This is a genomic window from Arthrobacter sp. NamB2 (assembly GCF_005281365.1).
In the GTDB taxonomy this organism is placed as follows: Bacteria; Actinomycetota; Actinomycetes; order Actinomycetales; family Micrococcaceae; genus Arthrobacter_D.
In genome coordinates, this window is record NZ_SZWI01000003.1 from 160417 (window position 1) to 184639 (window position 24223).

Genomic DNA, 24223 nt, shown 5'->3' on the forward strand with positions numbered 1-24223 from the left:
GGGACGCCGCGCACCTAGACTTGCGACGGGTGGGCCGCCGGAACAGGCGGCCGGGCGGAAGGACGGATGGACGATGACGGTACTCATAGCAGGCTGCGGCGATCTCGGAACCGAGGTGGGCCTTCGGCTCGCCGCACGTGGTGAGCGCGTCGTCGGGTGGCGCCGATCGGCGGACCGGCTGCCGGACGCCATCGAAGGAGTGTCCGCCGACCTGACCCGGGCGCTGCCGCCGATCCCCAGGGATACCGACGTCGTCGTTGTCGCTACCGCCGCCGCGGATCGCAGCGAAGCGGCATACCGGAGCGCGTACGTCGATGCCACGCGCAACGTCCTGGACGCCCTGGAACGCGACGGGGTCCGCCCCCGCCGTCTTCTCTTCGTGTCCTCCACGGCGGTGTACGGGGACTTCGACGGGGACTGGGTCACCGAGCAGTCACCGGCGGAGAGCGCCGCCCCGACGGCGCGGCTCATCCGCGAGGCCGAGCAGCTGCTCCTCGGCCGCTCCGACCGCGCGATCGTCCTCCGGCTCTCGGGGATCTACGGCCCGGGACGCACCCGACTGATCGACCAGGTCACCGGCGGGACAGCCGTCCTTCCCACCGAACCGCAGTGGACGAACCGCATCCATCGCGACGACGCCGCGGGCGCGATCGTCCACCTGGTCATGGACGTCGACGACCCCGCGCCGATCTATCTCGGCAGCGACCGGCTACCCGTGGACCTCGGCGAGGTGCTGCAGTTCCTCGCGCGCGAGCTCGACCTGCCCGAACCGCCGCGCGGCAGGACGGCGTCGACCCGCGGCGGCGCGCGCCGCGTGGACAGCAGCCTGCTGCGATCCACGGGGTTCTCCTTCGCGTACCCGACCTACCGCGAGGGCTACCGGGCGGTTCTCGCCGGGCAGGGAGTCAGGCACCCGTAGGGGGAACCGCCGCCGGCACGCGGGCGTTCGCCGTCAGGCGAGCCAGCCGCACGAGTGACCAGAGGAAGATGCTGATGACGAGCAGGTTGCGGAGGGTCAGCAGGACGGCGACAGCGGGGTTGAGCTCGTAGCGCAGCGCGTCATAGAAGACCGGGTACACCAGGGTGGTCAGGCCCGCCGTCGCGAGCATCGCGAGCGCGGGGTAGCGCCAATCACGCGCACGGTCGAGCACGAGTCCGCCGGCGATCACCGCCGCGATCCACAGCATGAACTGCGGCGAGCCGACCTTGTTGAAGACCACGAGGGTACAGACGAGGGCCAGTGACCCGGTCGCAAGCAGGGCATGGGCCTCAGCGCCGCGATGGAGGGCGATGGCCAGAAAGGCGGCGACCAGGACGACGGTCAGGGCGAGCAGCGGTGTCATCAGGTTCCCGACCACGCCACTGAGCGCACCGCGGACCTCCATGGTGTTGATCACCTCGTCCTCGAAGAAGTAGGCACCCGAGGTTCCGGTGATCGCCTGCCACACTCCCGGCGTGCTGAGCGGAGCCTCGAGCTGCATGCCGCGGGCGCCCTGGGCGCTCAGGAACCCGGTGAGGTTGCGAACGTCACCGAAGGCCGCGACCACGGCGGCACATGCCGCGGTGACCGCGAGACCGGCGCCGAGGATCCGGAGCCTGCCGGAACGCACGACGACGAGCGATGCGAGCACGACGGCGGCGGGCCACACCTTCATCCAGGTCGCGGCGCTGAGCACGAGGGACGCGACGAACGGGCGGGCAGCGACGATGAGCAGTGCCGACAGGACAAGCGGCGCCGTCAGTCCGTCGATCCTGCCGACGGCGACCGGACCGAGCAGCGCGGTAGCGGCGAGCCACCAGTAGGCGGCAGTGAACGACGACGCAGTCCCTCGCTGGAGGAGGACGGCCGTGCCGACGGCGTTGAGTCCGGCGAAGAGTGCGAACCAGGCGAGCTGGTACAGGGACGGACCGAAGACCGCGGCGACGACCATCGGTGCAAGAGCCCCGACGGGGTACACCCATGCGGTGTCGATGCCCTGCCAGACGCCGCCGTCCAGGGCGAGGTAGGCCCACTCGCGGTAGAAACGGATGTCGCTGAGCACTCCGCCGCCGATGATGAAGGGCAGCAGCCGAGCGAGGAAGCCGGCGTGGATGAGGGCGAAGAACAACCAGACCGTACGCGCACTGTCGAGGGTCTCCGGACGGGGCAGGCGGATGCGCACGGAAGGCTCCTGGTAGGCGGGTGACGGCAGCCGCAAGTCTCTCACCCGCGCGATGGCCCGCGCCAATCCCCCACCGGTTCCGGTGCTGCTGCGTCCGGCTCAGTCCGCTCCGTCGTCGCTGGGGCCGAGTCCGAGCTGCGCTGCAATCCGCCCGAGCGTGTCCTCGAAGAGGACGTCGAGGTTTGCGAAGGTGTTCGGGCCGAACTGCCCGAACACCTCGAACGACACTGCGCCGAACAGTGCGGACCATGCCTGGACCGTTGCCGCGATGACGGATTCCGGCAGGGTCAGGGACAGTTGGTCGCGGATGGCCTGGTAGTCCGGTGCGAGAGCGGCAGGGGCAGGACGGTGACCGGCGCTGACCTCACCCGATCGCCAGGCGTCGTCCATGATGTGCGCCAGGAGCGTGACCACGCGCGTGCCCTGGGCCGTCGTCCTCTCGGCCGGTGCCGCGTACCCGGGAACCGGGCTGCCGTACAGGAGTGCGTAGCGCGACGGCTCGCGCACTGCCCAGGCACGGACCGCCCGCGCGAGTGCGCTGAAGCGGTCGGCACCCGACGGTCCCGCTGTCGCCACGGCGTCGTCCACCTCGTCCCCGAGCTCCGTGTACGCGTCGACGACCAGCAGCGTCAGCAGTTCGTCCCTGTCGGCGACGTAGCGGTAGACGGCGGAGGACACCACACCGAGCTCACGGGCGACGGCGCGCAGGGAGAGAGCGGCTGCCCCCACCTCACCGAGCTGGCGGCGGCCGATCCGGGTGATGTCCTCGAGAGTCTGTCGGCGAGCACGTTCGCGGGGTGTTCCTGCCATGACCTCAGCCTCCCATCGGAGCGAGAGCAGTGTCAACAAATAAGAGCAGTGCTCTTGACTTCGTCGTCCGTGGCGTTCACTCTGATGATGAGAGCACTGCTCTCGCTTCCGACTCCCGAAAGGCACACCATGAGCACCTATGCAGTCACCGGAGCAGGACCCGTCGGCTGGAGCATCGCCGAACAGCTCGCAGCGCGGGGGGACACGGTCCGCATCCTCACGAGGTCCGGCAGTGGTCCCGATCACCCCCTGATCGAACGACGGCGCGTGGACGCCTCGGATGCCTCAGCCCTCGAGGCGGCCGTTACAGGGGCGGCAGCCGTCTTCCACTGCATCCATGCGAGCGCCTATAGCGAAGCAGCATGGAAGCGGGAGCTGCCCGCTGCCGAGGCAGTGGTGCTCGAGGCCGCAGGCCGTCAGGGCGCCGTCGTCGTCTTCCCCGAGAGCCTGTACTCCTACAGCCGGCCGGACACCGTCATGACCGAGGACAGCGAGCGGGCCGCCGACAGCGGAAAGCGCGGTGTCCGCACGGCCCTCCTGGCCACCCGCGCCGCCTCCGCGACGGACACCGTCTCCGTCGTCGCCTCCGACTTCTTCGGCCCGCGGGTGCGCACCGCGCATGCCGGCGAGCGCATGGTTCCCGCCATCCTGCAGGGCAAGCCGATCCAGCTCATCGGCAGCGCGGACATGCCGCACTCGTTCACCTACACCCCCGATCTCGCCGCTGCGATGATCGCGGCCGCTGACCTGCCGCGGACCCGGGACAGGATCCTGCATGCTCCTACGCTCCCGGCCCTCACACAGCGCGAGCTGGTGGCCGCGTTCGCTGCGGCAGCAGGGGTTCGGGCGCCCAAGCTCCGGGGGACACCGGGCTGGACGCTCCGCGCCCTCGGCGCCGTCCTCCCATCGATGCGCGAACTGGCGGAGATGACCTACCAGTTCGACCTGCCGTTCGTGATGGATTCGACCGCTTCCACGCAGGTGCTGGGCCTGGAGCCCACGGCCCTGGATGCGGCCATCGCGGATACGCTCCTGTGGTGGCGCAGCGAACTCGGCGCTGCGGTGCCGAGCGGGTCGGCATAGGCCCTGCTGCCCGCCGGCCTGCAGCGCCTGCCCGCGGCGGTCACGCCCGGCCGTACCCCGACGGCACGTACCCGAGCACCTTGTCCACGACGCCGGGTAGCGCTCGCCCCTCGACCCACAGCAGGAAGTTCCGCTCGAACTGCGCCGCGAGGTCGTCCAGCCAGGAATCCGCGTTGCTCGCCATGTGCGGGGTGACGAGCACCGAGGGCAGCGACCACAGGGAATTCGCCTGCGGCAACGGCTCGACGGCGAAGGTGTCCAGGACGGCGCCGCCTAGTGTTCCTGCCCGCAAGCGGCGCACGAGGGCGTCCTCGTCCACGAGCCGGCCGCGGCCGACATTGATGAGGACCGCGGAGGGCTTCATGGCGTCGATGACCTCCGCGCTCACGAGATTCACGGTCGCAGGGGTCAGGGGCGCGACCAGGACCAGCCAGTCGACGTCCTCCACCACCCGCACCAGGTTCCCCGACGCGTGGATACGGCCGAAGTCCTCGTCGTCCTCCGCGGCGGTCCGCCCTACCCCTTCGACCCGCACCCCGACCGCCCTGAGGAGGCGTGCCGTATGACGACCGATGCTGCCCGTGCCCACGACCATCGCACGGGTCCCCGCGATATTGCGTCCTTCGCGCCACGACCACTGCGCCTCGCGCTGCTGGTCCCGCAACGGCCCGAATCCCTTGGCCGCGTGCAGCACCGCCCCCAGGACGTACTCGGCCATCGGCTGGTCGAAGATTCCGTGCGCGTTCGTCACCGTGACGTCGGAGGACACCAGTCCCGGGAAGAGCAGCTTGTCCACTCCGGCGGCTGCTACGTGCAGCCAGCGCAGGGAGCCCGCGGCATGCCAGGCCGCAGGCAGCGCCCCGGAGAAGTAGTCCCACAGGTACAGCACGTCGGCGCCGTCGAGCGCCCCGGCGAGTCCGTCCGCCTTCGTGACCCGGATGTCGGCGAGCTCCGCGACACGCTCGAGTCCCCGCACCGGCCGTGCCCCTTCCAGCACTGCGACCACCGGACGCCTAGTCATCCTGGGGCTCCGCTCGGTGTCCTACCGCGCCCGCGTCCGGCACGGCGTCCGCCCGCTCATGCGGCCGGTCCCGATCATCGGGACTGACGGGCTTCGCCTCAGGATCACCGGAGGCGACGCCGGTCTCGGGGAGGTTCTCGATCGACTGGTCCCTGAGGTATCGCAGCACCACGATGGCCACCGCGGTCGTGGGAACGGCGAAGAACGCCCCGATGATGCCGAACAGGGTCCCGCCGGCGGTGACGGACGCCAGCACGACCGCCGGGTGGATCTCCAGCGTGCGTCCCACGAGCAGCGGCTGGATGAAGTTGCTCTCGAGCTGCTGTACGAGGACCACGAGCCCCAGCACGATCAGGGCCGTGACCCAGCCGTACGCGAGGAACGCCACGAGTGTCGCCACGAGGCCTGAGACGATGGCGCCCACCACGGGGATGAAGGCGGAGAAGAACACGAGGACGGCCAGCGGGATGGCCAGCGGGATATCGAGGAGAACGAGCCCCAGCCCGATGAACACGGCGTCCACGAGCGCGACCGTGGCCTGCGCGAAGATGTACGAGGACAGCGTCTTCCAGGTCCCGCCGGCGATCGTCGAGGCATGCGAGTATGCGGCTGAATTGGTCCAGCGGGCCGCCCACGGCAGGAAGCGGTCGCCGTCCTTCAGGCAGAAGAAGGTGAACACGAGCGCCAGGAGCACGACGACCGTTCCGGAGGTCAGCTCGCTCAGGCCCGTCGTGATGCCCGTGACGACGTTCCCCACGTTCGACTGCAGCTGCGTCAGGGCGGTGTCGACGATCTCGTCGAGGTTCGCACCGTCCAGGTTGAACGGCGGACCGGCCGCGAATTCCGCGAGGCCCGCGACGTTGTCCCGCGCCAGGCCGGACAACTCGGTGATGCCGGTCGCGATGGCCGGCACCGTGAGTGCTCCGATGCCGACGACGGCGCCGATGAATCCGAACAGCGTGACGATGGCGGCGAAGACCCTGGGCAGGCCCCGGCGCAGGAACCGGTTGACCGGCCAGAGGACGGATGCGAGAAGCAGGGCGAACAGCGTGGGCAGCACGATGGACCACAGGGCCCTCGTGACGTACCAGAGGATCACGAGGCCTGCAAGGACGATGATGCCGCGGGCGGTCCAGACCGCACTGACCCTCAGCCCGTCCGCGAAGGCGTGGGGCCGGAAACGGCGCGCCACCGAGGATCCGTGCGGCTCGGGCGCTGCACCCGGGTCGACGACGCCGGAGGCTGCGCGAACTCTCGCTCGCCGGGGCGTTCGTCCTGGTGCAGGAGTGGAGTCGTCGGGCTTTCCGGTATGGGCGCTTGTCACCTCTTCATCCTGCCCTAGTCATGATCGCGCGTGCGCGCTCCGTGTGCCTGCCCGCCCCCTACCCCGTCGCCGGATGGCGCTGGGAACCCCTGCGGGCGGACAAACGGGCGGACAAACGGGCGGACAATGGGAGCATGAGTCGAGCTTTACCAGCGCGCGGATACTCCGCGCCGGACCCTTCCCCGGGATCCTCACGCAGTCGCCCGGAACCGGAGGGGTCGGGAACGACGCCGGGATCCGGCGGGTACGCGCCGCCCGCCCGGAGCACCTGATGGCACAGCAGGAGCGTGCCCGGTCCACGCGGTCCGCCATCATCCGCGCTGCTGCCAGGGTGTTCGAGGAGCAGGGCTACGGGGGCGCCTCGCTGGCCGCCGTGGCCACCGGCGCCGGGGTGACCAAGGGCGCGCTCTACTTCCATTTCACCGCCAAGGAAGACCTCGCTGTCGCTGTTATCGAGGAGCAGCACGCGATCGCCTCCGCTGCCGGTGCGCGGGTGCAGGCACTCGGTCGGCCCGCTCTCGAGACGATGATCCTCACCTGCCGCGGTTTCGCCGTGCAGCTCATGGAGCACCCCGTGATGCGCGCTGGCATCCGGTTGACCTTCGAGGCTTCCGCCTTCGGCCACGATGTCCGCCAGCCGTACCTGGACTGGGCGATGCGCTTCGGCGAGCTCGCGCGGGAGGGCCAGCAGGACGGCGATCTGCGCGCGGATCTTGATACCGAGGCCTTCGCCCTCCTCATCGTCGGTGCCTATACAGGCGTGCAGATGGTCTCCAACATCCTGACCGGCCGGCAGGACGTCTTCGACCGGCTGCGGGATCTGTGGCAGCTGCTGCTGCCCGGCGTGATGGCAGCGGACAGGCATCACGACATCCCGCGCCTCGTCGCGCTGTTGCGCGAGGAGCAGACCCCGTAAACCGGTTGTCCGGTTTGTTTTGTGAGCGCGAGGGGATACTCTTCTTTTTGGCATGGCAGGGGCTCCGTGGGGGAAGCTCCCTCCCCGATCCCGAGGGATCCCGCCTGCGGGCACCCGCGGACGCGAACGGCGTCCGCGGGTCGCCCGCCCTGTGCCGGCCCCGATGGTCCAGGCGGCTGGTTTCCCCCGTCTCGCAGCGCCCGTCGGACTAGGGTGAGGGAAAGCCCTCCGACACAGCAAAGGTGATCATGCGCTACGTGAAACTCGGATCGACAGGCCTCGGCATCTCGCCGCTCGCCCTCGGCTGCATGAGTTACGGCACTCCGGATCGCGGGAACCACTCGTGGACCCTGCCTGAGGACGAGAGCCGGCCGCTGATCAAGGCGGCCGTCGAGGCCGGCATCAACTTCTTCGACACAGCGAACGTCTACTCGGACGGATCCAGCGAGGAGATCGTCGGACGCGCGCTGGCTGACTTCACGCGCCGTGAGGAGACGGTCATCGCCACGAAGGTCCACGGCCGCATGCACGAGGGCCCCAACGGAGCCGGGCTGTCCCGGAAGGCGATCCTGGCCGAGCTCGACAACAGCCTCCGCCGGCTCGGCACCGATTACGTGGACCTGTACCAGATCCACCGATTCGACCCGGAGACCCCGCTCGAGGAGACCCTCGAGGCCCTGCACGACGTGGTCAGGGCAGGCAAGGTGCGCTACATCGGCGCGTCCTCGATGTACGCCTGGCAGTTCTCGAAGGCGTTGTACCTGCAGCGCCTCAACGGCTGGACGCGCTTCGTCTCGATGCAGGACCACTACAACCTGATCAACCGCGAGGAGGAGCGCGAGATGTATGGCCTCTGCGCCGACCAGGGCATCGGTGTGCTGCCCTGGAGCCCGCTCGCGCGCGGCAAGCTGGCCAGGCCCTGGGACGAGACGACGTCGCGCTCGGAGACGGACCAGTTCGGCAAGAGCCTCTACGGCACGCTCGATTCCGATCGCCGCGTCTCGGACGCCGTCGGGGCCGTGGCGCAGTCGCGCGGCGTGACCCGCGCACAGGTCGCGCTCGCCTGGGTGTCGCGCAATCCCGTCGTGTCCGCGCCCATCGTGGGCGTGGGCAAGCCGCGCCACCTGGACGACGCGCTCGCGTCACTCGAACTCGAGCTGACGCAGGACGAGGTCCATGCCCTCGAGGAGCACTACGTACCTCATCCCGTCGTCGGATTCTGACGTCGGGGATCCGACGTCGGCACCCACGCCGGCCGTTCCTCGGCCGACAGGCGCCATGGGCAGTCGGCAGTGGCCACTACTGCAGGAGACGCTCGGACACAAGGGGGTGAGCGCGAGTGCAGGGGTGCTGTAGGTTGTCATCACCCCGACGCGGAAGGCACCACGATGACCATCTCCAGACGGCAGATTCTCGGCGGAGCAGGATTCCTTGCAGCAGCAGCCGCCCTCAACGGCTGTGCAGGTTTCTCGGGGGGTGGGACCGACGACGGCGACGAGGGCGGGGCCGACACCCTCACCTTCACCACCTGGGGCAGTCCGGCCGAGGAGGAGGGTTTCCGCCGCGGCATCGACGCCTTCAAGGCCGCCAATGCGGGCGTGGACGTGAAACTGAATCTCGTGCCCTACGAACAGATCTTCCAGAACATCGACGCCCAGCTGCAGGCCGGCACCGCACCGGACCTGTTCCGGGTGGACTACGGCACCATCGGCGCCTACAGCAGCCAGGACCAGCTCCTCGACCTCAGTAGCTTCTTCGACACCGCGGCCAGCGAAGAATTCCTCCCCGCGATGTGGCAGGCCGTGCAGTACGACGGCAAACCGTACGGCGTGCCCCACCAGACGGATACCTCCGCCCTCGTCTACCGCACCGATCTCTTCGAGCAGGCGGGCATCACGAGTGTCCCGGACAGCCTCGAATCCGCCTGGTCCTGGGACGAGTTCCGGCAGGTCGCCGAGCAGCTCCGCGGGTCCCTGCCCCAGGACCTCTACCCCTTCGTCTACAACTGGCAGCTCGGCGGGTCCACGCGGTGGTTGAGCTGGCTGTTCCAGGCGGGCGGCCGCCTCTTCGACGAGGACCTCGCCGGGCCCGCCATCGAATCCGATGCGGGAGCAAAGGCCCTGTCGTTCACGCAGAACTTCTTCACCGACGGGCTGGTCCCTCCCAGCAGCTCGGTGAAGTCCTCCACCTACGCCGACAACGCGTTCGCCGCCGGTTCGACGGCGATGGCGTTCGTGGGCAATTTCGTCCTGCCGAGCCTCGACGAGGCGGTCAAGGACTTCGAATGGGGAGCCACCTACCTGCCACGCGACGAACGCGGTGCCTGCGATCTGGGCGGCAATGCCCTCGTGGCCACGAAGAATGCCCGCAATCCCGACCTCGCGGCGGAGTTCCTGAAGTTCATGACGCAGCCCGACCAGATGTCGGACTTCTGCGCGCGTGCCATGGAGCTGCCCACCCTGAACAGCCTGGTCGGGACGGAGCTGGACTACCAGACGCGTCCGGACATCGCGGGGATCTTCGTCGAGCAGGCCACCACCCTGGAGCCCGGCGACGTCCAGCAGCTCACCTCCCCCGCCATGGCTGCGATCAACCCGAAGATGCGGGACGAGCTGGAAGCGGCATTCACCCAGGGGCAGCCCGTCGAGAAGACCCTCGCGAACATCGCGGCCGCTGTCGATGAGGCACTCGGCTGATGTCCGCCGGCACCTCCGCCCGGGAGGAGTCGACCGACACAGGGCCGCCGTCCTCCCCGGCAGCGACCTACGCCGTGCAGCCCGGGAGGACCTCCCGGCAGAGGCGGGCCACCCTGACCTCCTACGGCTTCCTCGGACCCAACCTGATCCTGCTGGGTATCTTCCTGTTCCTGCCCCTGGGCTGGGCGTTCCTCATCAGCTTCCAGGAATCGGGCGGCTTCGGGGCGAGCGGCTGGGTGGGACTCGAGAACTACCAGCGCCTCGTCGCCGACTCCACGTTCTGGCAGTCCGCGTGGAACACCGCCGTGTTCACCCTCATCACCGTCCCCCTGAGCCTGGCCCTCGGGCTGGGCCTCGCTGTGCTCATGAACTCCGTGCTGCCCGTGCGGAAACTGTTCCGCACCCTCATCTACCTGCCGATGGTGATCTCGGGCGTCGCTACCGCACTCATGGGCGTGCTGCTGTTCGACGAGGCGACGGGCATCATCAACAAGCTGCTGCGCGAGGGCGGCCTGGCTACCGTCCCGTGGCAGTCGCAGGGCTCCGCGGCCTTCGCATCGATCATCCTGGTGACCCTCTGGATCCGCGTGGGATTCAACATGGTCATCTACCTGGCGGGCCTGCAGGGCATCTCTCCCGAACTCTACGAGGCCGCCCGGCTCGAGGGCGCCGGATCCTGGCAGCAGTTCCGGTACCTCACCGTGCCGCTCGTCGGTCCGTCCACCTTCTTCCTGCTGATCATGGACGTCATCTATTCCTTCCAGGTCTTCGACACCATCTTCGTGATGACGGGGGGCGGCCCGGGACGCTCGACGTCGGTGCTCGTCACCTACGCCTACGAGAACGGATTCGTGACGCGCGACCAGAGCTATGCTGCGGCGATCGGCATCGTGATCTTCCTGCTCACCCTCGCCTTCACGGCGATCCAGTGGCGCAGTAACCGTTCACGCGACACCGCGGGATGACACGCAGGACGACCGCCCGCCCCCGGACGACCAGGACAGGAGTGCCGATGGCTCACCCACTTTCCGCGCAGGGCAATAGCGCTCCGGCCCGGCCGGCCGCGGTCGACGTCGGCCCCGCCGCTCTCGTCCCGCGCACCAAGCGCGTGCCACCGGCCCAGCGGGCATCGGCCGTCGCCCGCCTCGTCGCCGCGGTCGTCGTCGGACTGGTGATGATGTTCCCGCTCTACTGGATGGTCACCCTCGCCTTCTCCCCGAACGCTGACGTCTTCAGCCGCGAGCTGCGCATCTGGCCGTCCTCGTGGACGCTCGACAACTTCAGGACGGTGTTCGGCAGCTTCCCCACGTCGACCTGGTTCGGGAACTCGGTGGTGATCACCGCGATCGTCACGGTCCTGACGGTCAGCGTGAACCTGCTCGCGGGCTATGCGTTCGCCAAGCTGGACTTCCGTGGGAAAGGTGCCATCTTCCTCCTGGTGCTGAGCACCATGATGATCCCCGTGCAGGTGCTGATGGTGGCGCAGTTCCGCCTCGTCACCGAACTCGGCATCTACGGCACCTTCTGGGCCGTCATCCTCCCATCGGCGGCTTCGGCCTTCGGGATCTTCCTCGCGCGGCAGTTCATCATCGCCATACCGGACGAACTCATCGAGGCCGCGAAGGTCGACGGCGCCGGTACGCTCCGGATCTTCCTGCAGATCGTCCTGCCGCTGTGCAGACCGCTCATCGCGGTCCTCGTGCTGCTGACGGTCATGTACCAGTGGAACGATTTCGCATGGCCGCTGATCGCGCTCAAGGACAGCCAGCTGTTCACGCTCCCCATCGGCCTGCTGTACCTGCGGGGCCAGTACGGCGCTGACTACGGCGCCATCATGGCTCTGGCGCTGGTCTCGATCACGCCGATCATCATCATGTTCCTGGCCTTCCAAAAGTACTTCGTGCAGGGCCTTGCCCGCAGCGGCATCCGGTGATGGATCAGCGGGAGGGCTTCACCACCTCCGGAAGCCACCTTCCGTGCTGAGGACCTGACCGACCATCCAGCGGCCCTCATCGCTGAGCAGCCAGGCGATGAGGCGCGCAGGATCGTCGGGTTCCCCGAACCGACCGGACGGGAAATGGTCGAGAACCTCTCGGAGTGTGTCAAGCGGGCGGTCGGCGGTGTCGTCGTCGAGGTAGCCCGTATTGACCGGTCCGGGGTTCACGGTGTTGAGCAGGATGCCCCGGTCCACGAGGTCGTCGGCCACGGACGCGGTCAGTCCGGCGAGCGCGGCCTTCGACGCAGCGTAGGCGATCTCGCCGGTCATCGGGCCGCTGACCTGGCCCGAGGTCATCCAGATGACGCGGCCACCCTCGCGCCCGTCGTGCTGTTCCGCGAAGTGCTTCGTGGCCAGGATGGTGGAGCGCGTGTTGACCTGCCAGTGCGCATCGAGCTCCAACGAGGAGATATCCGCGAGCCGCCCGTCTCCCCCGCTCCTCGCGTGGTTGCAGACGAGTCCGTCGAGGTGGCCCAGGGCGTCACGTGCCTGCATGATCAGCCGCTCCCCGCCGTCGTGCCGGCCGAGGTCGATCCCGCCGTCGGCGAGGGCCGCACCGTCCTGTAATCGAGCACGGATGCCGCCGGTGACGTCCTCGATACTGTCCGCGCCCCAGGGCTGCTCGGCGTCATGCAGAGCGTAGTGGTGCAGGTAGAGGCTGGCACCCATGCTTGCGAGGCGGGACGCTACTGCGTAGCCGATGCCCTTGCGGCGGCTCACCCCGGTGACGACGAACGTACGTCCGGACAGTGGCTTCGAGGAATCCATGGCCCCAGCCTAGGTGGCACCCGCCGCTAGGCTGGAAGCACCACCTGCCGTCCAGCAACCTATCGAGGAGACGCATGCCCACGCTGCCCGTCCGTTCCAGTCTCGTGGTGGCTGTCGTGACCCTCCTTGCGTTCTGTGTCACCGGCTGTTCGACCGGCCCGGTACTGGGCCTCCTGCAGCAGGAACAGTCCGACCAGGACATCCCGACCATCCGGACGGACCTCGACGGAGTGGACCTCGGCAGCACCCGGTTCCTCGCGCAGCGTGACGGCGTCGAGTACTTCGCGGCGACGCCGGAGCCGGGCAGCGGAAGCGACGCCGTCTGCCTGCTCGTCGAGGAGGGTATCGGCGTCGGGTTGGAGTGCGCACCGCTCGAGCGCGGAACGGCGGGGGCGACGATCCGCGACAGCAGGGTCACCGCGGTACTGCTGCCGGACGACATCGATCGGGATGCGCTGAGGGACGAGGGCTTCGAGCTGCTGCACCCGAATCTCGCAATCCGTCCTGCGGATGCCGGCTGAATCGACGCACCGGCAGGTGACGCGCCAGCACCCTGGCTGGACGGACACGTCGCAAGCCCGACGTGCGCGACGGACCGGTACTGGACACCGCCGTCCCGCACGCGCCTAGCATGGGAGGAAACCGGTCAGCCCGACGAAGGAGTGAAGCCATGGCAATTGCACAGGATGACGGCGGCGAGCTGATCGTCGGTGACGTCACGCAGACCGGCGGGCGGGCGCTCGCTGTCGGACTGTCCAGCTCCGAGGACAGTCAGGGACGGCCGCTGGTCAGCGTCGGCTGGGTCGAACAGGGTGAACGCCTCGAACTCACCGTCCGCGAGGCCGAGGCGCTGCGGGACGAGCTCACTCGCATCATCGAGGATGCGGATGCCGGAGCTCGGGGAACCGCCTAGGCCTGAACCTGCGACGTCCCGACGGTGACGCGGTGGTTCTGCTCGCACTGGAAGACCGCGATCGTTCCGGCGGGCACGGGCCCCTCGGCGGGCCACTGGTCCTCGCCCAGTTCCAGCAGGTCGGAGCCGCACGTGGGGCATCGGGTGTCCATCGGTGTCATCCTCTCCTCGCATCAGGTCCGCGGCCGCCGTCGATTGCAGCGTGCGGGTACCGCTGTCGCCCCAGTACACACCGGTTCGGTCCGACGGCGCCACGTGCCACCCGTTATACGGCGTGGTGGTGGACGGACGGTATGCGAAGCGCTAGGACCGACGCCCGGCGGTCGACCGGATCGCGGCGGCAGCCAGGCCGGCAGCGGCGGCGGCTACGACGACGGTCCCCCAGGGGAACGGCGGCCTGCCCCCGATGAACCGAGTGGAGGGATCCTCACCTGATCGCATGATGGGAAGCACTTCCACGCTGTGCGAGGCTCGTGCCAGCACCGAACTCGTCCCGTGCAGCAGGGGCGCCAACCGCTCCGGAGCACGCAGGACGGCATGGTCCACGACATCGCGTGCCCGGTCGAGCACCGACAGCGGCAGAGCGGCGACCACGTTGCCGGGCGGCCGCCGGGCCACGACGGGATGGGCACGTGTCGGGGCGATGCTCCGGACTGCTTCCCATAGCACGCCCAGCACCTGCAACTCCCTCCGCGAGACCCGAGCCTGAAGCCGCGGGAACAGCGCGTCCTCCTCGTCGCGGACGTCATCGTCGAGGACCTCCACGAGCCGCGCCAGGACGTCTGCCCGTTCCGGCGAGCCGTCCTCGAGTCCCTCGAGTGTCGTCACGAGCTCGTTGACCTCCTGGTGCTCGCGTTCCACCTCGAGGGTGAGTTCGCCGCCGTCGGGCAGTACCCGGCGCATGACGGGCCAGAGGACGGACTCCTCCGCGAAGGCGTGAGGAAACACCAGGCGGTAGACGTCGAGCAGCACGGACGCCTGTGCTTCCCCGGACGTCCCGCGCAGTTCCTCGAGCAGCCCGTTGAGCTTCACGTGGTCACGCTTCTGCCGCACGAGGACACTGAGCGGTCCGCCGAGCTGGTCGGTGGTCTGGTCTGCGACCGAGGTGTACAACGATTCTCCCTGGGCTGTGAGCGTCGGGTGGGGCCGTTCCCGCACCTTCTCCATCTGTACCCGTCGCCGGGTCACGAACACAGGGACACTTCGGCCTGTCGCCTCGCGGTACGCATACCTATAATCGCCGCCCGACCGCTTCTTCAATGCCACGCGATACGTACGACGCGACGGCAGGAGCGCGCTGTCGCCGCCTGGCCGCGCACAGCTGCCACCATCACCGGGCATGTCATGGGATGGAGCAGCGATGCTGGCGGGTTGACCCCGAGGCGCCGCTATTACCCCGCATACCGGTTCGTGGACGACCACGGGACGGTCTTTGCGGGCCAGTCGGAGATCCCCAGCGGCCAGGTACCGTTCCCGGACGCACCATCGAGGTGGCCTATAACCCGACGAGTCCCTCCCAGTCATTCCACCAGTCGTCCCAGACCCGCCAGACGCTCGGGTGCGCCATTCCCTTCCTGGGGGCAACCGCGCTGGCGTTCTATTTCTTCATCGGCCTCTTCCCGGAATGACCATGGACATCACGGGTGTCTTTTTGATCGTTCCCGTTCTCGCTGATTCTGCCCGGTCAGCCGTAACCGTCCCCGCCGCCCGCCAGCGGCTGTCGACCGGACTCCTCTGTGTGCTCTTCGGGTGGTGGGGCTGGCCCTGTTCCGGTCTTTCCTGCAGTAGGCACAACGAGCACTGCTGCGTGTTGACCGCCCGTTCCCATCCGTTCGGGCTGCGGCTCCGAAGAGGGTGTCGAAGGGGATGGACCCCCGGAAGAGAAGCATGCCTGCAGGAGGAGTTGGGTTGTGACCGTTGTGCTGACGAGGACCCGCCACGAGGAGTACGTCGAGGCGGCGGAAGAGGCCTTCGCGCACTGCCCGGAGGTCAGGAATCTGAGCCTGGTATCGGTGGAGGTCCGCTCCGGCCTGCTGACCGCGCACTTCGAAGGACGCCGGGGCGACTTCCGGGGCCCGTTCGGGATCGCGGTCCGCCTGCCCCAGGACGCATTCGAGCGGCAGCCGTCGGAGCGCGTTGCACGGGACTCTGTCCGGGAATGGGTGCACCGGAACCTCGTCACACGGGCGTCCGAGGCGTACCAGGCGAGCATCGGCCACCAGCGGGGGTACACGCCTGACGGCGTCTGGTGGCTGGTGAGGGAACGGACTGTGCCACGAGGAGCACGCTCGGCAAACGCGGCCTCACTGAACTGAACGGGGACTTCGATGGGTGATCTGGAGTGACAGCGGAATCGATGCTGGTCGCAGGAGGCAGAGGCCGGCTGACCAGACTCGACGACGGGATGATCCGTCTGACCTGGCAGCCGGGCACGATCGTGGAGGTTGAGGATGCACAGGACGTGCTGGAGAGCAGCTTCCTGTTCGTCGACAGCGTGCCCTATGCGATCCTGATCGACCTGGGCGGAATCTTCAGCATCAGCGCCGCCGCGAGTTATGCATTCGCGGACGATCATCGTGTCCTTGCCGCAGCAATGCTGGGTGACACCCCCGTGGACCGTGTGCTGGCGGCGCAGAGCTCCCGCGCCATCCACTCGACCAGGCTCTTCTCGTCCGAGCCGGACGCCGTCGCCTGGCTCGCGGGTTACCTCCTCGGGGAGTAGCCGTCGGGGCCGGCCTGGCCGGAGCGACCACGCATGGCGGGCGGCTCAGCACTGCCACGATGCCAGTGGCGCGGAGCAGGTCCTCGACCCAGCTGGCAGCGGCAGGGCACAACCCGCGGTGACAGGACCGCCGCCGACACGCCGGCGGTCCCCGGGCAGCTCACAGGCGGACGGCGTCCTGCCGGCCCGAGGCGATCAGCGCCTGAGTACTCGGCGAGCCAAGACGTTGCCCAGTAGCTGGACGGCCTGGACGAGCAGGACGATCACGATGACCGCGGCCCAGGTCACCACCGGGTTGAACTGCCGGTAGCCGTACTGGATGGCGAAGTTGCCCAGTCCACCGCCACCGACGCTTCCGGCCACTGCTGACATGTCGACGAGGGCCACGAAGATGAAAGTGTAGCCCAGGATCAGGGGTCCCAGGGCCTCCGGGATGAGGATGGTCAGGATGATCCGCAGGCGTCCGGCCCCGACGGACCGCGCCGCTTCGATGACGCCGGGCTGGACGGTCAGCAGGTTCTGCTCGACGATCCGGCTGATGCCGAAGGTGGCCGCGAGTGACAGCGTGAAGATGATCGCGCTGTTGCCGATTCCGGTTCCCGTGACCGCCCGGGCGAGGGGTTGGGCGGCCGCCAGGAAGATGATGAACGGGATCGGCCGGAAGATGTTGACGATGACGTTCAAGGTACGGAACACCGCGCGGTTGCCCAGGATGCTGCCGGACCTGGTGGTGTAGAGGCCGATACCCAGGAGGAGCCCACCCAGACCTCCGAAGAGGAGGCTCAGCCCGACGATGTAGAGCGTCTCGTAGGTGGCTTCCCAGAGTTGCGGGGTCAGGGGAATGAGGTCTTCCATCAGGCAAGCTCCTTCACGGCGATCCGGCCGGCCATGGTCTGCAGTGTCGAGGTGATGACGGCGTCCTGTCCGGTCAGGGCAAGGGTCAGGTGACCGAAGGCACGTCCGCGGATGTCGTTGATCCCGCCGTAGACGAGTTCGAACTCCACGCCCGCGGCGGCCAGCTCGAGGAAGACAGATGCCTGCGAGGAGTCGCCGTCACGGAAGGAGAAGGTGACGATGCGCCCGGTATGCCGCTCGCGGAGGACGGACAGTTCGTCGGGCGACGGGATTCCGCGCACCACCGTGGAGACGAACCGTCGGGACGACGCCTCGCGGGGATTGGAGAAGACGTCGAACACCTCTCCCTGCTCCACGATGCGTCCTCCGTCCATGACCGCCACCTTGGTGGCGAGGGTCTGGATGACATCCATCTCGTGGGTGATGACCACGATGGTGATCCCCAGCTCCTCATTGACCCGGCGCAGGAGCCGGAGCACTTCGTGCGTGGTCTCAGGATCAAGGGCCGACGTCGCCTCGTCGGCGAGGAGGATCTTGGGCGAGGTCGCCAGGGCGCGAGCGATGCCGACGCGCTGCTTCTGCCCGCCGGAGAGCTGCTCGGGATAATTCGAGGCCTTGTCCGCGAGCCCCACGAAGTCCAGCAGCTCGGTGACGCGGGCCTGGATCTCATCCCGCGTCCTGCCCGCGACGCGGAGGGGATACGCCACGTTGTTCCAGACAGTCTTAGCGTTGAAGAGGTTGAACTGCTGGAAGATCATGCCGATGTCCAGGCGCAGTGTCCGCAACTGGCGGTCAGGAACCTTCGTGACCTGGTGTCCGTCGACGACGATCTCGCCGCTCGTGGCCTTCTCGAGGGCATTGATCAATCGGACCAGCGTGCTCTTGCCTGCTCCGGAGTACCCGATGATCCCGAAGATCTCCCCTGCCTCGATGTCCAGGCTGACGTTGTCGATGGCATGGACAAGGGGATCGCCGCGGCGTCCCGGGGGAAAGCTCTTGGTGACGTTCCGCAGTGAGATGAGTGGCATGGTCTTCCTAGCTGGAGTAGTAGTGTGGCCGGCCAGGATCACCGGCCGGCCACACCGAGGGGAAACGAATCGTCAGCCTTGGGCCTTCGTGTCTTCCTCGACGGTGTCCAGACTCGTTTTCAGCTCCTCCACGGGGACCTTCAGGAACTCGGCGGTACCGCCCGAGGTCTCCTGCACCGCATCGAGGACTTCCTGGGTGTCCTGGTAGATGCTCACGAGCTTCTGGTAGGTCTCGTTGTTCTCCTCGCCTGCACGGGAGGCGAAGACGTTCACATAGGCAGCCGCAGCAGGATCCGCGGGATCGTCCTTCGCGATGGCGTCGTCGAAGCTGAGCCCGGCGTCCTGGACGAAGTCGTTGTTGATGATCGCCGCCGCGACGTCGGGAAGGGAGGTCGGGGTGAGCGACGCGTCCAGCGTGGTGACGGTGACCTTCGAGGCCTCTTCGTCGATGTCGTCGATCGTGGAGAACGCGCTGCCGCCGTCCTTGAGCACAACCAGTCCTGCGGACTGGAGAACGAGGAGGCCACGCGCAAGATTGCTCTCGTCATTGGGAACAGCAACCGTCGAACCCTCCGGAATCTCCTCCACCGAACCGTGCTTCGTGGAGTACAGCCCCAGCGGGTAGATCGCCGTCGATCCGACGGGGGTCAGTTCTTCGCCGCTGGAGACGTTGTAGCGCGCCAGGTAGACGAGGTGCTGGAACTGGTTGAGATCGAGGTCGCCCTCCGTCAACGCGGGGTTCGGCTGCGTGTACTCGGCGAAGTCGACCACTTCGAGGTCGATGCCCTCCTCGGCAGCGGCATCGGTGAGGATGGCCCATTCCGGGTCACTGGCCCCGACGACGCCGAGGCGCACTTTCTCGTCCCCTCCTTCGGAACTGGCTGCCGAGGAACCGCACGCGACGGTCACTGCAAGGAACGGGACGACGGCGATAGCCAAAAGCCTGCGGGAGTGAATCATTGGTCTTCTTTCTCGAACATCGGGAACGGAACGAGCAAGCCGTTGGTGCCGCCGCCGGAAGGCGTTGTGCACCTCGGAGGAACTACCCGACCGCGGCACGCTGGCTTGCTTCCATGTAGTGCGGGCGCAAACCATCACCGCTTGAGCAGCTCCGGAAACGCCGTACTTGCCAACCGGAAAATATCTCGGCGGCCGAATCTTCACCTGGAGCACCCCACTACGGGAGAGGGTTGCTGTCCAACCGGCCAGGGCCTGTGGCTGGAACTCTTGATTCTTCATCCGACGCTAATTCACGGCTCGGGACCGGTCAAAATGAACCGGCTCGCTACGTCACAAACGACGTGCACGTCCCTCGTGCTGGTGCCCACACGAGGGAACTGATATACCCGGGCGCCTCCGGCGTCGAACGGGACAGCCGGGAAGGCCGGCCGCGGTGTCCTATCGTCCGTCCAGCCGCCCGGCCAGCCGTTCCACGCCGGGGCCGGTCAGCCGCGCGAGCCCGACCGGACGGCCGGCCGCGACGAGGAGCAGGTCCTTCACGCTCCCTTCCACCCGGAGCCCCTCACCCGATGACCACTCCGCATCGGTCGCGACCAGCTCGAGTCCCAGAAGCCGCTCGGGAGCGCCCAGCATCCGGTTCCCCACGACGTAGGTCAGCACAGGAACGGCGACGTCGAGGCGCACGCGGTAGGCGCGGCCGAGCGCCTGGGCGATGTCCTGTCCGTGCACGAGCAGGTCGGTCAACGGGTCCATGGGAGCGCTGCCCGGGATGCGCCGGGAGGACTCCGCGCTCTCGCGCAACTGTTGGACGAGCTCGGCCGCGGTGAACCTCGCCGCACGGATGCGCGCGGTATCCGCGATCATCCGGTGGAAATTGCCGCGAGCTCTGATGGCCGCCACGACGAGGAATCCCACCGACGCCCTGGTCGGGATCGTCAGGTGGGCCACCACCTCCCGCACGGTCCAAGCAGAACACAGGGACGGTGCGGTCCACTCGGCGTCGTCGAGTGTCTCCAGGAAGCCGCACAGGTGCTGCCGTTCGGCTCTCACCGCCACCGCTATCTCATCTGGTTGCATGGTAGGGGCTCCCTGGTTGGCCGTACGGTGACAGGAGCAGTGTTCCATCCGGGGTGCGGGAGCACCAGAGCACTGCACGGTAGTCATCGGGAGGATGCAGCAGACATGGATTTCTTGGAGGAGGTGGCGAGGCTCTACGCCCTGCCGCTGGACCAGTTCACCGCTGCTCGGAACACCGCTGCGAAGCAGGCTACGCAGCACGGCGACAAGACGCTCGCCGGGACGCTGCGCAAGCTGCCGAAGCCGGCGTCGGCGGCCTGGCTCGTCAACGTACTCGTCAATCGCCGCCGGGATGAGGTGGAGCAGGTGCTGGAGCTCGGCGCGTCGCTCAAGGCGGCGCAGGTCAGCCTGGACCGAGCCCAGCTGAACGCGCTCGGCCAGCAACGCCAGCGCCTCCTCGCCGCCGTCGCGCGGCAATCCCTCGATGCGGCCGCCGAGGTGGGACACGACGTCGGGGCCGCCGCCCTCCCCGGTGTCGAGCAGACCCTGCGAGCCGCCCTCGCCGATCCCGCCGCCGCAGCAGCGGTGCTCACGGGCCGCCTCGTGCGGACGCTGGAGGCTACCGGTTGGGACCCGGTGGACCTCGAGGGGGCGGTGGCGGGACCCTTCGACCCGCCGTCCACCGCAGCCGACGCCGACGACGAGGGCCGGGATCCGCAGGCCAATGCAGGGACGCCGACCGGCGCCACGGATGGATCACGCAAGGCGCAGCAGCTGTCGCTTGCGCACCGGCGCCGTCAGGCCCAGGCCCGGCTCGACGCAGCCCGTGAAGCATCAGCCGAGGTGGAGGCAGAGGCATCCGGCATCCGCCGGCGGCTCGAGCGGCTCTCCGTTCGCCGTGATGGACTGACGGCAACCATCGAGGACCTGAACGAACGATTGGAGATCCTGAAGCGTGAACTCGCCGACGTCGACGGCCAGGCGGCAGGGCTCGACGAACAGGCGGCCGAGGCCGGTCGCTCCCTGAAGGAGGCGAGGGACGAGGAAGAAGCAGCAGAGGCTCTCCTCGAGGAACTGGGGTGACCATTCGGCACTGCGGGAGAAATCAGGCGTTGCCGGCCCGGCGTAGAGTGGAACGACATCAGCGGTATTCGTCGGGCCGGGAAGAAACCATGACCGAGCAAGAAGTTCTGAGCGATATCAACGACGAGCTGTTCGCCCTCTTGACCGAGACCGCGGGTATCCAGCAGTTCCTCGACGAACTAGCCCTCATCGCAGCACGCAGACTGTCGACGACGGGCGACGTGTCCTGTGCCATCACCCTGGTACGGCGAAGAAGGGCAGGCACACTGGCCGCGAGTGACGACGTCGGCCGGCACGCGGACGAGTTCCAGAACCGGTTCAGCGAGGGGCCCTGCCTCGAGGCGGCCGAGACGCAGCGCCCGGTCTACTGCGCAGACACCTCCACCGACACGCGCTGGCCTGCCTACCTGGGCAAGCTCGACAGCTCCCGCGTCCGGTCCATCCTCGGCGTGTCCTTCCCCCTCGACGACAGTGGGCGGGCTGCCCTGAACCTGTACTGCCCGCGTCCGGACGGCTTCCCCCCTGCCAGTGTCCAGGCTGCCGAAGCCCTCGCCGAAGCCGCGTCCTCATCCCTCAGGTTCGCCCTGCGCGCTGCCACGACCGGCGAAGAGCAGCACCACCTCGAGGCCGCACTGGCTTCGCGGCGGACCATCAACACCGCCGCCGGGATCATCATGTTCCAGAACAAGTGCTCGCAGGACGAAGCGTTCGCCATCCTGCAGCGTGCCTCCAGCAGCAGGAACATGAAGCTGCGGCTGGTCGCGGAGCGCGTCATCCGGTCCGCCAGCGAGCGGTCCTAGGCGCCGGGCCAACGGGCGGGTACGCGAAGTCGATCGCGCGAGCCACGACATCGACGGTCCTGCGCGCAGCCGCCTCGATGCAGGGTCCGTCGTCGAATCCGGGCCGGACACCAGCGGATCGGCCGGCGGGTCACGCAGGTACCGGCGATCGTGAGCCGCCGGCGGATTTGCCCCCGGCGCACAGCAGTGACTATCTTGAACGACGTCTAGAAGTGGGCGCCGTGCATCGCCGGCCTGCCCGGCTTCAGGACTTCTCGAGGCCTATTGTGGAATCCGAGCCCACCCTCAACGAACTCGCCGTCGTCTTCGGCCGTGTTCGGGGGCATCTCCTCACCGAAGAAACAGTGCAGCACGCCGTTGACCTTCTGGCCGAAGCTGCCCGGGATCTGATCCCCGGCGCCACCGGCGCTGGTGTTTCCCTCATCCACCATGGTCGGAGGACCAGCACCGGCGCAACGGACAACCTGGTCAAGCGGGCCGACGAGCTGCAGTACGAACTGTCCGAGGGACCCTGCCTCAGCGCCTGGTCTACCGGGCAGCCCGCACGGTCGGACGACACGACCTCCCCCGGGCAGGCCTGGGCACGCTGGGCCTCGGCCGCGGCAGCGATGTCGGTCCGGTCCTGCCAGAGCGTGCCGCTCATCCAGGGACGCACGACGATCGGGGCGATGAAGGTCTACTCGACCGAGGCGGGAGCCTTCGACGACACGACGGAGCGAGCCCTCACCCGCTTCGCCGTACCGGCAGCCACCCTGCTGAGTCACGTCCAGACCAGGGAGACGCCCCAGCAGATCCGCTCCGAACTCTCGGCGGCCCTGCAGATGCGGGACCGTGTCGGCATGGCCAAGGGGATACTCATGGCGCAGCTCGGCCTGGATGACCGGGCGGCCTTCCGAGAACTGGTCGCGCGAGCCGAGCGCGACCGGCGGTCCGTGGCCGAGATCGCGGCGGAGCTGACGAGTGGCCCTGCTTCCCGTGGGGCTGATTCCCGGTAGTACTGCGGCTGCACTCCATCGACCACGACCGACCGCGACCGCGACTGACAGCTTCCCCGCCCGCGGTGCGGGGAGGCCGGGAATTCAGTGCCGGCCGTCGGTCCTCCGCCACCCTCGGATGGATCAGTAGCCGCAGTCGGTCCGGTAGTCCGAGATGGCCGTGCTGACCGTCGGCGCGGGGCAGAGGAACTGCGAGTACCGCAGGTCGTCATCCACGAACCGCTTCAGCCAGGGAATGCTGGAGGACGCGATCGTGGTGTTGCTGGTGTTCGGGGCGTAGTGCGAGGCCCCCCGCAACTCGAGGTACGCCTTTTGCGGCAGGCTGGTCAGCCCGTTGTAGAAGGGGATGGAGTGGCGGCTGACAGGGGCGACGTCGTCGTTCTGCGCTCCGATGATCAGGCTGGGCGTCGTGATCTCGGGCCAGCTCTTGTCGAGGTTGTAGGGGGTCATGCCGATCGTGGCCCGGAGCGCGGGGTTGTCCTTCGCCGCCTCCAGGGTGCCGCCTCCGCCCATCGAGTGTCCCATCACGGCAAGCCGCGAGGGATCGATACGGTCGCGGACGGCGCTGGACCGGGTCAGGTAGGTAAGTGCGGCGTTGAGCTGGTCACCGCGCTCCGCGGGCTGGTCGTAGCGGGACAGCGTGTCGATGGTGATGACCACGAATCCCTGGGACGCCAGGCGAGGCCCGAGCCAGGAGATGCTCGACTGCGCGGCCGTATAGCCCGGGGAGATCGCCACGGCACCGAAGGTACCCGACGTCGTCGATGTCGGGTAGTAGATGGTCCCGCCACCGAAGGAACCGGCGGCGAAGCGCGATACCGTCGTCGTCGCGGTCGCGAAGCTACCGCGTGGCGCCTCGATGCTCGCCCTGCTGGGAGCGGGCCCGCGCTCGTACGGGTTGGCCGTGATGACGGCGGCGGAGCCGTCACCGGTCGACACCGCGGGAAGGGTTGCCGCGGAGCCGCTGAGCGCGGTACCGAGGAGGAGTGACGCTACGGCGGCGGTCGTGGCTGCGGTGCGGGTGAAGCGGATCGATCTCAAGGAAGAGCTCCTCCGGGAGGTGGCGAACAGGCG

Annotated in this window: 27 protein-coding genes and 1 riboswitch; of the genes, 15 read left to right on the forward strand and 12 right to left on the reverse strand. The window is 68.2% G+C overall.

Annotation, left to right across the window (positions count from 1 at the left end; translation table 11 throughout):
• Nucleotides 1–73: 73 nt before the first annotated feature.
• On the forward strand, nt 74–919 hold the full coding sequence (locus FDK12_RS07245) for an NAD-dependent epimerase/dehydratase family protein (protein ID WP_137368948.1): 846 nt from the start codon (nt 74–76) through the stop codon (nt 917–919).
• Here the strand turns inward: FDK12_RS07245 and FDK12_RS07250 are convergent.
• Nucleotides 906–2162 (reverse strand): glycosyltransferase 87 family protein, encoded by a 1257-nt coding sequence (locus FDK12_RS07250; RefSeq protein WP_137368949.1) that lies wholly within the window; start codon nt 2160–2162, stop codon nt 906–908. The genes FDK12_RS07245 and FDK12_RS07250 overlap by 14 nt on opposite strands.
• 99 nt (nt 2163–2261) lie before the next feature.
• The gene (locus FDK12_RS07255) at nt 2262–2972 is read right to left on the reverse strand and encodes a TetR/AcrR family transcriptional regulator (RefSeq protein WP_137368950.1); all 711 of its coding nucleotides are present in this window, start codon (nt 2970–2972) and stop codon (nt 2262–2264) included.
• Between the two features lie 129 nt (nt 2973–3101).
• On the opposite strand from FDK12_RS07255, the gene FDK12_RS07260 reads away from it, so the two are divergent.
• Nucleotides 3102–4055, forward strand: coding sequence for an NAD-dependent epimerase/dehydratase family protein (locus FDK12_RS07260; RefSeq protein WP_137368951.1), 954 nt, complete (start codon nt 3102–3104; stop codon nt 4053–4055).
• A gap of 40 nt (nt 4056–4095) precedes the next feature.
• Here the strand turns inward: FDK12_RS07260 and FDK12_RS07265 are convergent, their stop codons facing one another.
• The gene (locus FDK12_RS07265) at nt 4096–5076 is read right to left on the reverse strand and encodes a D-2-hydroxyacid dehydrogenase (RefSeq protein WP_137368952.1); all 981 of its coding nucleotides are present in this window, start codon (nt 5074–5076) and stop codon (nt 4096–4098) included.
• A complete protein-coding gene (locus tag FDK12_RS07270) occupies nt 5069–6400 on the reverse strand; it encodes an AI-2E family transporter (protein WP_137368953.1) in 1332 nt (443 codons plus the stop codon). Before FDK12_RS07270 ends, FDK12_RS07265 begins: the two co-directional genes overlap by 8 nt.
• Before the next feature lie 271 nt (nt 6401–6671).
• Here FDK12_RS07270 and FDK12_RS07275 point away from each other — a divergent pair, with 271 nt between their 5' ends.
• The 5 genes from FDK12_RS07275 to FDK12_RS07295 all read left to right on the forward strand — a co-directional run bounded on the left by FDK12_RS07275 (nt 6672) and on the right by FDK12_RS07295 (nt 11945).
• Nucleotides 6672–7316: a ScbR family autoregulator-binding transcription factor gene (locus tag FDK12_RS07275; protein WP_137368954.1), complete on the forward strand. Its 645-nt coding sequence runs from the start codon at nt 6672–6674 to the stop codon at nt 7314–7316.
• Nucleotides 7317–7564: 248 nt separating this feature from the next.
• A complete protein-coding gene (locus FDK12_RS07280) occupies nt 7565–8539 on the forward strand; it encodes an aldo/keto reductase (protein ID WP_137368955.1) in 975 nt (324 codons plus the stop codon).
• A gap of 165 nt (nt 8540–8704) precedes the next feature.
• The gene (locus FDK12_RS07285; protein ID WP_137368956.1) at nt 8705–10012 is read left to right on the forward strand and encodes an ABC transporter substrate-binding protein; all 1308 of its coding nucleotides are present in this window, start codon (nt 8705–8707) and stop codon (nt 10010–10012) included.
• A complete protein-coding gene (locus tag FDK12_RS07290) occupies nt 10012–10977 on the forward strand; it encodes a carbohydrate ABC transporter permease (RefSeq protein ID WP_137368957.1) in 966 nt (321 codons plus the stop codon). The genes FDK12_RS07285 and FDK12_RS07290 overlap by 1 nt, the downstream gene beginning before the upstream one ends.
• A gap of 47 nt (nt 10978–11024) precedes the next feature.
• Nucleotides 11025–11945, forward strand: a complete 921-nt coding sequence (locus FDK12_RS07295) for a carbohydrate ABC transporter permease (protein ID WP_137368958.1) — start codon at nt 11025–11027, stop codon at nt 11943–11945.
• Nucleotides 11946–11963: 18 nt separating this feature from the next.
• Here the strand turns inward: FDK12_RS07295 and FDK12_RS07300 are convergent, their stop codons facing one another.
• Nucleotides 11964–12776, reverse strand: a complete 813-nt coding sequence (locus tag FDK12_RS07300; RefSeq protein WP_137368959.1) for an SDR family oxidoreductase — start codon at nt 12774–12776, stop codon at nt 11964–11966.
• 74 nt (nt 12777–12850) lie between these two features.
• Between FDK12_RS07300 and FDK12_RS07305 the strand changes: the two genes are divergently transcribed.
• Together FDK12_RS07305 and FDK12_RS07310 are read left to right on the forward strand one after the other, a co-directional pair.
• Entirely contained in the window at nt 12851–13297 is a 447-nt protein-coding gene (locus FDK12_RS07305) for a hypothetical protein (protein ID WP_137368960.1), read from the forward strand.
• Nucleotides 13298–13446: 149 nt separating this feature from the next.
• The gene (locus FDK12_RS07310) at nt 13447–13689 is read left to right on the forward strand and encodes a hypothetical protein (RefSeq protein ID WP_104118614.1); all 243 of its coding nucleotides are present in this window, start codon (nt 13447–13449) and stop codon (nt 13687–13689) included.
• Here the strand turns inward: FDK12_RS07310 and FDK12_RS15040 are convergent.
• Together FDK12_RS15040 and FDK12_RS07315 are read right to left on the reverse strand one after the other, a co-directional pair.
• A complete protein-coding gene (locus tag FDK12_RS15040) occupies nt 13686–13850 on the reverse strand; it encodes a hypothetical protein (RefSeq protein ID WP_189636310.1) in 165 nt (54 codons plus the stop codon). The two genes, FDK12_RS07310 and FDK12_RS15040, sit on opposite strands and share 4 nt — an antisense overlap.
• Nucleotides 13851–13992: 142 nt before the next feature.
• Nucleotides 13993–14802, reverse strand: coding sequence for a hemerythrin domain-containing protein (locus FDK12_RS07315; protein ID WP_137368961.1), 810 nt, complete (start codon nt 14800–14802; stop codon nt 13993–13995).
• Nucleotides 14803–15038: 236 nt separating this feature from the next.
• Between FDK12_RS07315 and FDK12_RS15445 the strand changes: the two genes are divergently transcribed.
• The 3 genes from FDK12_RS15445 (at nt 15039) to FDK12_RS07325 (ending at nt 16411) form a co-directional block, all read left to right on the forward strand.
• Nucleotides 15039–15317: a DUF3592 domain-containing protein gene (locus FDK12_RS15445; RefSeq protein ID WP_411266158.1), complete on the forward strand. Its 279-nt coding sequence runs from the start codon at nt 15039–15041 to the stop codon at nt 15315–15317.
• Nucleotides 15318–15599: 282 nt separating this feature from the next.
• The gene (locus FDK12_RS07320; protein ID WP_137368962.1) at nt 15600–16004 is read left to right on the forward strand and encodes a hypothetical protein; all 405 of its coding nucleotides are present in this window, start codon (nt 15600–15602) and stop codon (nt 16002–16004) included.
• Nucleotides 16005–16093: 89 nt separating this feature from the next.
• Nucleotides 16094–16411, forward strand: a complete 318-nt coding sequence (locus FDK12_RS07325; RefSeq protein ID WP_137368963.1) for an STAS/SEC14 domain-containing protein — start codon at nt 16094–16096, stop codon at nt 16409–16411.
• A gap of 195 nt (nt 16412–16606) precedes the next feature.
• Here FDK12_RS07325 and FDK12_RS07330 read toward each other — a convergent pair whose 3' ends face one another.
• The 4 genes from FDK12_RS07330 to FDK12_RS07345 form a co-directional block, all read right to left on the reverse strand.
• Nucleotides 16607–17266: a methionine ABC transporter permease gene (locus FDK12_RS07330; RefSeq protein ID WP_137368964.1), complete on the reverse strand. Its 660-nt coding sequence runs from the start codon at nt 17264–17266 to the stop codon at nt 16607–16609.
• Nucleotides 17266–18294: a methionine ABC transporter ATP-binding protein gene (locus FDK12_RS07335; protein WP_137368965.1), complete on the reverse strand. Its 1029-nt coding sequence runs from the start codon at nt 18292–18294 to the stop codon at nt 17266–17268. The genes FDK12_RS07330 and FDK12_RS07335 overlap by 1 nt, the downstream gene beginning before the upstream one ends.
• Nucleotides 18295–18366: 72 nt before the next feature.
• Complete coding sequence (locus FDK12_RS07340; protein WP_137368966.1) at nt 18367–19254, reverse strand: MetQ/NlpA family ABC transporter substrate-binding protein; 888 nt, start codon at nt 19252–19254, stop codon at nt 18367–18369.
• Nucleotides 19255–19411: 157 nt separating this feature from the next.
• Nucleotides 19412–19527, reverse strand: a riboswitch (SAM riboswitch).
• Nucleotides 19528–19692: 165 nt separating this feature from the next.
• Complete coding sequence (locus FDK12_RS07345; RefSeq protein WP_137368967.1) at nt 19693–20331, reverse strand: maleylpyruvate isomerase family mycothiol-dependent enzyme; 639 nt, start codon at nt 20329–20331, stop codon at nt 19693–19695.
• Nucleotides 20332–20436: 105 nt separating this feature from the next.
• Between FDK12_RS07345 and FDK12_RS07350 the strand changes: the two genes are divergently transcribed.
• The 3 genes from FDK12_RS07350 to FDK12_RS07360 all read left to right on the forward strand — a co-directional run bounded on the left by FDK12_RS07350 (nt 20437) and on the right by FDK12_RS07360 (nt 23149).
• A complete protein-coding gene (locus FDK12_RS07350; RefSeq protein WP_137368968.1) occupies nt 20437–21354 on the forward strand; it encodes a hypothetical protein in 918 nt (305 codons plus the stop codon).
• Nucleotides 21355–21443: 89 nt separating this feature from the next.
• On the forward strand, nt 21444–22154 hold the full coding sequence (locus FDK12_RS07355) for a GAF and ANTAR domain-containing protein (RefSeq protein ID WP_137368969.1): 711 nt from the start codon (nt 21444–21446) through the stop codon (nt 22152–22154).
• A gap of 266 nt (nt 22155–22420) precedes the next feature.
• The gene (locus tag FDK12_RS07360; RefSeq protein ID WP_189636291.1) at nt 22421–23149 is read left to right on the forward strand and encodes a GAF and ANTAR domain-containing protein; all 729 of its coding nucleotides are present in this window, start codon (nt 22421–22423) and stop codon (nt 23147–23149) included.
• Nucleotides 23150–23272: 123 nt separating this feature from the next.
• Here FDK12_RS07360 and FDK12_RS07365 read toward each other — a convergent pair whose 3' ends face one another.
• On the reverse strand, nt 23273–24190 hold the full coding sequence (locus FDK12_RS07365; protein WP_137368971.1) for an alpha/beta hydrolase family protein: 918 nt from the start codon (nt 24188–24190) through the stop codon (nt 23273–23275).
• Between the last annotated feature and the right edge of the window lie 33 nt (nt 24191–24223).

Bases quoted from the DNA above. Each gene is read 5' to 3' on its own strand.
- FDK12_RS07280 (WP_137368955.1), top strand. From the start codon at position 7,565: ATGCGCTACGTGAAACTCGGATCGACAGGCCTCGGCATCTCGCCGCTC.
- FDK12_RS07285 (WP_137368956.1), top strand. From the start codon at position 8,705: ATGACCATCTCCAGACGGCAGATTCTCGGCGGAGCAGGATTCCTTGCA.
- FDK12_RS07335 (WP_137368965.1), bottom strand. From the start codon at position 18,294: ATGCCACTCATCTCACTGCGGAACGTCACCAAGAGCTTTCCCCCGGGA.
- FDK12_RS07305 (WP_137368960.1), top strand. From the start codon at position 12,851: ATGCCCACGCTGCCCGTCCGTTCCAGTCTCGTGGTGGCTGTCGTGACC.
- FDK12_RS07300 (WP_137368959.1), bottom strand. From the start codon at position 12,776: ATGGATTCCTCGAAGCCACTGTCCGGACGTACGTTCGTCGTCACCGGG.
- FDK12_RS07275 (WP_137368954.1), top strand. From the start codon at position 6,672: ATGGCACAGCAGGAGCGTGCCCGGTCCACGCGGTCCGCCATCATCCGC.
- FDK12_RS07355 (WP_137368969.1), top strand. From the start codon at position 21,444: ATGACCGAGCAAGAAGTTCTGAGCGATATCAACGACGAGCTGTTCGCC.
- FDK12_RS07340 (WP_137368966.1), bottom strand. From the start codon at position 19,254: ATGATTCACTCCCGCAGGCTTTTGGCTATCGCCGTCGTCCCGTTCCTT.
- FDK12_RS07245 (WP_137368948.1), top strand. From the start codon at position 74: ATGACGGTACTCATAGCAGGCTGCGGCGATCTCGGAACCGAGGTGGGC.
- FDK12_RS07265 (WP_137368952.1), bottom strand. From the start codon at position 5,076: ATGACTAGGCGTCCGGTGGTCGCAGTGCTGGAAGGGGCACGGCCGGTG.
- FDK12_RS07330 (WP_137368964.1), bottom strand. From the start codon at position 17,266: ATGGAAGACCTCATTCCCCTGACCCCGCAACTCTGGGAAGCCACCTAC.
- FDK12_RS07345 (WP_137368967.1), bottom strand. From the start codon at position 20,331: ATGCAACCAGATGAGATAGCGGTGGCGGTGAGAGCCGAACGGCAGCAC.
- FDK12_RS07255 (WP_137368950.1), bottom strand. From the start codon at position 2,972: ATGGCAGGAACACCCCGCGAACGTGCTCGCCGACAGACTCTCGAGGAC.
- FDK12_RS15040 (WP_189636310.1), bottom strand. From the start codon at position 13,850: ATGACACCGATGGACACCCGATGCCCCACGTGCGGCTCCGACCTGCTG.
- FDK12_RS07290 (WP_137368957.1), top strand. From the start codon at position 10,012: ATGTCCGCCGGCACCTCCGCCCGGGAGGAGTCGACCGACACAGGGCCG.
- FDK12_RS07325 (WP_137368963.1), top strand. From the start codon at position 16,094: ATGATCCGTCTGACCTGGCAGCCGGGCACGATCGTGGAGGTTGAGGAT.
- FDK12_RS07295 (WP_137368958.1), top strand. From the start codon at position 11,025: ATGGCTCACCCACTTTCCGCGCAGGGCAATAGCGCTCCGGCCCGGCCG.
- FDK12_RS07350 (WP_137368968.1), top strand. From the start codon at position 20,437: ATGGATTTCTTGGAGGAGGTGGCGAGGCTCTACGCCCTGCCGCTGGAC.
- FDK12_RS07310 (WP_104118614.1), top strand. From the start codon at position 13,447: ATGGCAATTGCACAGGATGACGGCGGCGAGCTGATCGTCGGTGACGTC.
- FDK12_RS07260 (WP_137368951.1), top strand. From the start codon at position 3,102: ATGAGCACCTATGCAGTCACCGGAGCAGGACCCGTCGGCTGGAGCATC.
- FDK12_RS15445 (WP_411266158.1), top strand. From the start codon at position 15,039: ATGGAGCAGCGATGCTGGCGGGTTGACCCCGAGGCGCCGCTATTACCC.